The sequence below is a fragment of the Dickeya dadantii NCPPB 898 genome, assembly GCF_000406145.1.
GTDB classification, from domain to species: Bacteria; Pseudomonadota; Gammaproteobacteria; order Enterobacterales; family Enterobacteriaceae; genus Dickeya; species Dickeya dadantii.
On sequence record NZ_CM001976.1, the window covers coordinates 4,512,073 to 4,519,444 of the forward strand.

The 7,372-nt window shown below is 53.9% G+C and carries 6 protein-coding genes, 2 tRNA genes and 1 rRNA gene; 2 read left to right on the forward strand and 7 right to left on the reverse strand.

The window, feature by feature from the left end:
- Positions 1-6: 6 nt before the first annotated feature.
- From ilvG to DDA898_RS20255, 3 genes are all read right to left on the reverse strand, one after another.
- A complete protein-coding gene (gene ilvG / locus DDA898_RS20250) occupies positions 7-1,653 on the reverse strand; it encodes an acetolactate synthase 2 catalytic subunit (protein ID WP_038912184.1) in 1,647 nt (548 codons plus the stop codon).
- A gap of 139 nt (positions 1,654-1,792) precedes the next feature.
- A complete protein-coding gene (gene ilvL, locus DDA898_RS22605; protein WP_071526243.1) occupies positions 1,793-1,891 on the reverse strand; it encodes an ilv operon leader peptide in 99 nt (32 codons plus the stop codon).
- 138 nt (positions 1,892-2,029) lie between these two features.
- Positions 2,030-3,244: an MFS transporter gene (locus tag DDA898_RS20255; RefSeq protein ID WP_013319878.1), complete on the reverse strand. Its 1,215-nt coding sequence runs from the start codon at positions 3,242-3,244 to the stop codon at positions 2,030-2,032.
- Positions 3,245-3,588: 344 nt separating this feature from the next.
- On the opposite strand from DDA898_RS20255, the gene DDA898_RS20260 reads away from it, so the two are divergent.
- Positions 3,589-5,136 (forward strand): YifB family Mg chelatase-like AAA ATPase, encoded by a 1,548-nt coding sequence (locus DDA898_RS20260; RefSeq protein ID WP_038912186.1) that lies wholly within the window; start codon positions 3,589-3,591, stop codon positions 5,134-5,136.
- Positions 5,137-5,177: 41 nt separating this feature from the next.
- Here DDA898_RS20260 and DDA898_RS20265 read toward each other — a convergent pair whose 3' ends face one another.
- The gene (locus DDA898_RS20265; RefSeq protein WP_013319880.1) at positions 5,178-5,516 is read right to left on the reverse strand and encodes a MaoP family protein; all 339 of its coding nucleotides are present in this window, start codon (positions 5,514-5,516) and stop codon (positions 5,178-5,180) included.
- A gap of 119 nt (positions 5,517-5,635) precedes the next feature.
- Here DDA898_RS20265 and hdfR point away from each other — a divergent pair, with 119 nt between their 5' ends.
- Positions 5,636-6,460: an HTH-type transcriptional regulator HdfR gene (hdfR, locus tag DDA898_RS20270; protein ID WP_038912187.1), complete on the forward strand. Its 825-nt coding sequence runs from the start codon at positions 5,636-5,638 to the stop codon at positions 6,458-6,460.
- Between the two features lie 334 nt (positions 6,461-6,794).
- On the opposite strand, the gene DDA898_RS20275 is transcribed toward hdfR, so the two are convergent.
- The 3 genes from DDA898_RS20275 to rrf form a co-directional block, all read right to left on the reverse strand.
- A tRNA-Trp gene (locus tag DDA898_RS20275) sits at positions 6,795-6,870 on the reverse strand.
- A gap of 8 nt (positions 6,871-6,878) precedes the next feature.
- A tRNA-Asp gene (locus DDA898_RS20280) sits at positions 6,879-6,955 on the reverse strand.
- 66 nt (positions 6,956-7,021) lie between these two features.
- A 5S ribosomal RNA gene (rrf, locus tag DDA898_RS20285) occupies positions 7,022-7,137 on the reverse strand.
- Between the last annotated feature and the right edge of the window lie 235 nt (positions 7,138-7,372).

A 7,372-nucleotide genomic window follows, 5' to 3' on the forward strand; every position in this document is an offset into this window, starting at 1 on the left:
CTGCCATTATTCTGTTTTATCCAGCATTGTTTCATTACCGGCACCCGGCGGCACCAGCGGCCAGACATTCTCATTCTCATCGATGGAAACATGCAGCAGGTACGGACCTTCGCTATTCAGCAGCGCATCCAGGGCGGAATCAATCTGGTCTTTATGGGTGATTTGCTGGCCGGGAATGCCGAAAGCGCTGGCCAGCATCAGGAAATCGGGGTTATCGGAGAGGTTGGTTTCACTGTAGCGTTCGTCGAAAAACAGTTGCTGCCATTGTCGAACCATGCCCAGTCGCTGATTATCCAGCAACACGATTTTCAGCGGCAGACGTTTTCGTTTGATGGTGCCGAGCTCCTGCACATTCATCATGAAAGAGCCGTCACCGGAAATACAAATTACGGTATCGTCAGGGCGCGCCACCTGTGCGCCGACCGCCGCCGGCACGCCAAATCCCATGGTGCCAAGCCCGCTTGAGGTGATGAAATTTTCCGGACGGGTGAAGTGCATATGCTGGGCGGCCCACATCTGGTGCTGCCCGACGTCGGTGGTGATCACCGTCTCGGCCGGCATACGGTCCGCCAGAGTGCGGAGCAGCGCCGGCGCATAAATGGCCTTGCCCGGATGGTCATAACGCCACTCGTATTCGGCCTTCATCATCGCCGCCAGCTGACGCCAGTCAGCGATGTCCAGCGGTTGTTGCAGCGCCGGCAGCAGTTGATTCAGATCACCGCGCAGCGCCACATGCGCCTGCCGCAGTTTATTCAGCTCCGCCGGGTCGATATCCATGTGGATCACACCGGCATGCGGCGCAAACGCGCTCAGTTTGCCGGTCACGCGGTCATCAAAACGCGCGCCGACGGCAATCAGCAAGTCGCACTCCTGCACCAGCAGGTTGGCGGCGCGGGTGCCGTGCATACCGATCATACCGAGATAGTACGGGTAGTCCTTCTCGACCGCGCCCAACCCTTTCAGGGTCGCCACGGCGGGAATTTGAGCCGTTTCGATAAACGAGCGCAACGCCGGAACCGCCTGCGCCATTCCTACGCCGCCCCCCACATACAGCACCGGTTTTTTCGCCCGCGCCAGCATCGCCCGCGCTTCTGCGACCTGCTGGGCCGAGAACGGCATCACGTCATCCACCGGCATGAAACACGGAGAGAAATCCCCTTCCGCCAGTTGAATATCCTTGGGAATATCAATCAGTACCGGGCCGGGACGCCCGCTGCGGGCCACGGCGAAGGCTTCGGCCATGATCTCCGGCAACGACGCGATGGAGTCGACCAGAAAACTGTGTTTGGTGCAGGCCAGCGACAAGCCGAGTACGTCGATCTCCTGAAAGGCATCGGTTCCGATCAGGGCAGAGCCGACCTGGCCGGTAATCGCCACAATGGGTACCGAATCCAGCAACGCATCCGCCAGACCGGTGATCAGATTGGTCGCGCCGGGGCCGGACGTCGCAATGCAAACCCCGACGTTGCCGGTAGAACGGGCATAACCAATGGCGGCCATCGCCGCCCCCTGCTCATGGCGACAGAGCAGGTGTTCCACGCCGCCGTCGTACAACGCATCATAGACCGGCATAATCGCGCCACCAGGATAACCGAATACGGTTTCCACTCCCTGCGCCCGCAACGCTTGTACCACCCACTGCGCACCATTCATAGTTATTTCCCCGACTCTATCTGGGGAAAACAGGATTTTATGCTAATCGACATTGTCTGCTCCCTTGTTGCGATTGCCGGCCCATAAAAAAACCCCCGACCTTTCGGTGCGGGGGTTTTCTTGAATTCGGCCTTGATTTCTAAGCCATTCTTCGTCCAAGTGCTGCCCCGCACGGTGGGATAATAATCACCACCACGCTAATCACGACTAGGCTAATCACCAGGTTGAAGGCTTTCATTTCAGGTTGTTCATTAATCTACTGTCGAACGAATACCTACAGAGTTATCACAGTAAGCCCTGCGGTGACAACTTTTTTTTCCGCGGCTATTGGGTCAACAAACCGATAAGCATCACAAAACGGCTTATTATTCATGCATTAACCGGCCGCGTGCGACATTGTGTTTTTTATCACCCACTTTCGCTCGGAAAACGCCGCCAGCACGGCAATCATGATCGCCACCACACCCGCTACCATCGCCATAGCCAGCGCATAGTTATGGTTGTGGGCTTCGGCAATGCTCGCCTGCAACGTGGCATTAACCGATGCGATCAGGTTGCCGAGCTGGTAGACAAAACCGGGGAGCACCGCTCGCGTGTTGCTCGGTACCAGTTCATTCAGGAAGGTCGGAATCACGCCCCAGGCGCCCTGTACCATGAACTGCATCAAAAACGCGCCCAACCCCAGCGCCCAGGGGCCGTGCGAGAATGCCCACAGTGGGATCACCGGCAAGGCCAACAACGCGGCCGCGATAATGGCTTTCTTCCGGCCAATGCGTTCTGACAGCGTACCGAAAAAGATACCGCCGATGATCGAGGCAATATTATAGCTAATGGCGATTATACTGACGGTTTTCGCATCAAAACCGTGCTGGATTTTTAGAAATGCCGGATACAGGTCCTGCGTGCCGTGGCTGAAGAAATTGAACGACGCCATCAGTACCACCAGATAAAGACAGAGTTTCCAGTGCGTCTTTAACACCGGCAATAGCGCAGTGCTTTCCTTGCGTACCCGGGCGGCCAGCCATACCGGCGACTCCTCCACACAAAAATAAATAAACGGCAACAGCAAAATAGGCACCGCGCCGATGATAAACATGCCGCGCCAGCCGATCTGATCAAACAACAATCCGTAAACTACCGCAGCCAGCAAATAACCAAACGGATATCCGGCCTGAAAAATACCTGACATCAACCCACGGGAGCGGTCTGGAATGGTTTCCATCGCCAGTGAGGACGCAACACCCCAGATTCCCCCCATCGCCACGCCATACAACACTCTCAACAGCAGGAACACCATAATATTCGGCGCTGCGGCGGATAACAGCTCAAACACCGAGAACAGCACGATGTTCAACATCAAAATCGGCTTGCGGCCAAACTTCTCCGCCAGCCGCCCCAACAGCAGCGCGCCGATGGGGCGAACGGCCAGCGTCAGCAGAATAGCCAGCGTCACCTGTTCCATGCTGACGGAAAATGCATGGGCGAGTTCGCTAAGCAGAAAAACCAGAATGAAGAAATCAAATGCATCCAGCGCCCAGCTTAAAAAGCTGGCAATCGCTGCATTACGTTGCAGGGAAGTCCAACCAAGCATAATTTTTATCCTGATAGTGAGACAGCTTCACGTCATTAACAGGCTGAACGGCAAACGGCGCCGCAGTCGGTGAGGCGATGTGAAAATCGCAGATGATATTTTAAATATTTGTTAAATACGCCTATCGCGACCATCAGGCAATGCTGTGATCGGTATGAATCTGTTGCGAACACGGCCACCTTGTAACTTTTTATTAACAACGACAGGAAGCATGCACACAATTTTATGAATCCCGCCTGAAAGAGCAGATTGTTTTATGGCAACGCTTCGCAAAATGGTCATAACCACGATGTCACAAAACGGCCGGACCGGCATGATGCCCTCCTCACAGGGAGGAACGAGCAATGACACTGGCTGTGACCTACACGCGGGCCACTATCGGTATGCAGGCGCCGGAAGTTTCAATTGAAGTGCATATCAGTAATGGCTTACCTGCACTGACGCTGGTTGGTTTACCGGAAACCACGGTCAAAGAAGCGCGAGATCGGGTGCGCAGCGCCCTGATCAACTGCGGCTTCACCTTTCCCGCCAAGCGGATTACCGTCAACCTGGCGCCGGCGGACCTGCCGAAAGAAGGAGGACGATATGACCTCCCCATCGCTCTGGCCATTCTGGCGGCCTCAGAACAGATTGCCGGCGAGAAACTGGCTCAGTATGAGTTTCTGGGCGAACTCGGGTTGTCAGGCAGCCTGAGAGGCGTTCATGGCGCTATTCCGGCGGCAATGGAAGCGCACAAGGCAGGTCGGGGGCTGATTCTGCCGGAAGACAACAAAATGGAAATCACTCTGGTCCCCCACGGCGATACGTTACTGGCTAATCATCTGCTGCAGGTTTGTGCTTTTCTGCAGGGTGAAACGCCACTGCTGCGCGGCAACGATATTACACCTGAAACACCAGCTCATACGCCGACAGCAGACCTGAAGGACATCATCGGCCAGGAGCAAGCTAAACGCGCGCTGGAAATTGCGGCAGCAGGAGGACACAACCTGCTATTGCTGGGTCCGCCTGGCACCGGCAAAACCATGCTGGCCAGCCGTCTGCCCGGTTTGTTGCCGCCGCTTGATGACGAGGAAGCGCTGGAAAGTGCCGCCATCAACAGCCTGATAGATATTCAGCCCAGCCTGTCGCAATGGCGTAACCGGCCATTCCGTTCGCCTCACCACACCGCATCCATTACTGCGCTGGTCGGCGGCGGTGCACTGCCCAAACCTGGCGAAATCTCGCTGGCGCATAATGGTGTGCTGTTTCTGGATGAATTGCCGGAATTTGAACGCCGGGTACTGGACTCACTGCGGGAGCCGCTGGAATCAGGAGAAATCGTGATTTCCCGTACTCGCGCCAAGGTCTGTTATCCCGCGCGTTTTCAGTTGGTGGCCGCAATGAATCCAAGTCCATCGGGTCACTATCAGGGTATCCACAACCGTATGCCGGCACAGCAAATCCTACGCTACCTCAACCGGCTCTCCGGCCCCTTTCTGGATCGTTTTGATTTATCCATTGAGGTGCCATTGCTACCTCCCGGTATCCTTCGCCAGCAAACACGCATTGGCGAGGACAGCGCCACAGTACGGGAACGGGTATTTGAAGCCAGAAAACGGCAGTTAGCCCGTATCGGCAGAATCAACGCGCAAATGAAATCGGATGATATCGCCTGTCACTGCCGGTTGAAGGGCGAGGACGCGGCATATCTGGAAGAGGTGATGAGCAAATTAGGGCTGTCGGTCAGAGCCTGGCACCGGATACTGAAAGTCTCGCGTACAATCGCCGACCTGGGAGGAGAAGATCAGATTCATCGTACTCATTTGTCGGAAGCGCTCAGCTATCGTTGTATGGATCGCCTGCTAATTCAGCTGCACAAGAGTCTGGCACGAACCCAATCCTGCATCAGTTAATCAACAGCGGAAATGAAAATGGGGCCGAGGCCCCATTAAGATTAATCATCGCTTTCCGTGTACTCTTCCACGGTGTCCATTTGCGGCTTGCCGCCAGACAGCGTATGGAAACGTTTAGGACGACGAATACGGCTGACGTACTTCGCCCAGATTTTTTCCAATTCGGTCTGTGCTGCGCGCTCACCGCGGCATACAGCAACAAACTGGGTTTCTTCCTCTGTCACCGGATGACGTTTGCCCGAATCAAGTTCGTTAAATGCCTGTCCATGACGTTCCAGCAGTTGGGCCTCTTTAATCGTAAAGTCACCATGCCGGGAAAAGCCACGTGGATAGAATTTGTTATCAAAAAAACGACTGGTTGTTGAGAAGCTTTCCGCCATCTTACACGCTCCTAATTCTCATATGGTCGTGCCGTTTATGGCGCGGAGTATTAGATAGGCTTGACTTCCTGTAAAACAAAACATTTAAATCATGACGATAAAAATTTTTGGAGGAAAGCATGGATACCGACTTACTAAAAACCTTTCTGGAAGTCAGCCGGACAAGACACTTCGGCCGGGCAGCTGAATCATTGTATCTAACGCAGTCAGCGGTGAGCTTTCGTATCAGGCAGCTTGAAAATCAACTGGGTGCCAATTTGTTCACCCGGCACCGTAACAATATTCGCCTGACACCCGCCGGCGAACGTCTACTGCCCTATGCAGAAAGCCTGATCGGCACCTGGCAAATAGCCAAGAAAGAGGTCGCTCGCTCTCAACAGCACAGCCAGCTTTCCATTGGCGCCACGGCTTCGCTCTGGGAAGCGTTCCTGACGCCCTGGTTGAATGAACTCTATCAACAACGCCCACTGCTGCAGTTGGAGGCAAGAATCGCACAGCGACAAACGTTGATTAAGCAACTCCATGAACGTCAGTTAGATTTACTGATTACTACCGAATCACCGAAGATGGACGAGCTTTCCTGTCAGTTATTGGGCAATTTTTCTTTATCTCTGTTCACTACCGATAATACATCAGCAGAGGAACGCCCCTATATCAGGCTGGAATGGGGGGCGGATTTTCATCAGTATGAAAACCACTGGCTACCCGGTGATCAAGTACCGTCACTCACCACGTCTTCCGCACACTTGACGCGGCAATTGATGTCAACCATTGGTGGATGTGCATTCCTACCCAGCGACTGGTCACTGCACTATCCTGAGTTACACCCGATTCCTGAGGCTAATATCGTGGTTCGCCCCTGCTATGCTGTCTGGCTTGGAAACAGCGATCAACAGGAACTGATTAAACAGTTACTAAAAACCCCACTGAACATAGCTTCTTAAACCACTATTGATGCACTATGCGATCTTGCCTGAAAGTCCAATGGGCTTTCGGAAGATCGATAGATCGCATTCGCCAGCCTTTATTCTTCGCAAATATACCTGTCAGTGAAGAGCTGCTACACACTTCAGATCGTATTAAGACATGCACCATTATGAAGGATGGCAATGGTTCTATATGACTGTGTAGACCCCTCTGCCAGATACATTTTCTCGTCGCACAAATAGGCGCAAAAACCCATGATCAGCTTGCTTGTAAAAAGGGGAAAAAATGAAATGAAAGCTAACAGACGAAAAAAAACCCTTCACGCTATCGTGTAAGGGTTTTTTTTTGGTTTGGCAGGGGCGGAGAGGCTCGAACTCCCAACACCCGGTTTTGGAGACCGGTGCTCTACCAATTGAACTACGCCCCTAAATAGGGTGGCGGTGCGGACGGGACTCGAACCCGCGACCCCCGGCGTGACAGGCCGGTATTCTAACCGACTGAACTACCGCACCACCGATTCTGTACGTTATCAGAGGAGTCAATCCGATAACCGGTGTCTTATTACACCCTAATTTGATGCCTGGCAGTTCCCTACTCTCGCATGGGGAGACCCCACACTACCATCGGCGCTACGGCGTTTCACTTCTGAGTTCGGCATGGGGTCAGGTGGGACCACCGCGCTGTCGCCGCCAGGCAAATTCTTTTCATCCCCGCCGTCACACCATCCGTGCAACCACAGGAACCAATCCCCGAACAAGCCAAATACCGTCGTCTCTCTCACCAAAACACCTTCGGTGTTGTAAGGTTAAGCCTCTCGGGTCATTAGTACTGGTTAGCTCAACGTATCGCTACGCTTACACACCCAGCCTATCAACGTCTTCGTCTTAAACGTCCCTTCAGGGGCCTCAAGGGCCCAGGGAAGACTCATC

What these genes read in the sequence shown, in the direction of transcription:
- ilvG (WP_038912184.1), bottom strand. Translation starts at nt 1,653, where the DNA reads ATGAATGGTGCGCAGTGGGTGGTACAAGCGTTGCGGGCGCAGGGAGTG.
- ilvL (WP_071526243.1), bottom strand. Translation starts at nt 1,891, where the DNA reads ATGAAAGCCTTCAACCTGGTGATTAGCCTAGTCGTGATTAGCGTGGTG.
- DDA898_RS20255 (WP_013319878.1), bottom strand. Translation starts at nt 3,244, where the DNA reads ATGCTTGGTTGGACTTCCCTGCAACGTAATGCAGCGATTGCCAGCTTT.
- DDA898_RS20260 (WP_038912186.1), top strand. Translation starts at nt 3,589, where the DNA reads ATGACACTGGCTGTGACCTACACGCGGGCCACTATCGGTATGCAGGCG.
- DDA898_RS20265 (WP_013319880.1), bottom strand. Translation starts at nt 5,516, where the DNA reads ATGGCGGAAAGCTTCTCAACAACCAGTCGTTTTTTTGATAACAAATTC.
- hdfR (WP_038912187.1), top strand. Translation starts at nt 5,636, where the DNA reads ATGGATACCGACTTACTAAAAACCTTTCTGGAAGTCAGCCGGACAAGA.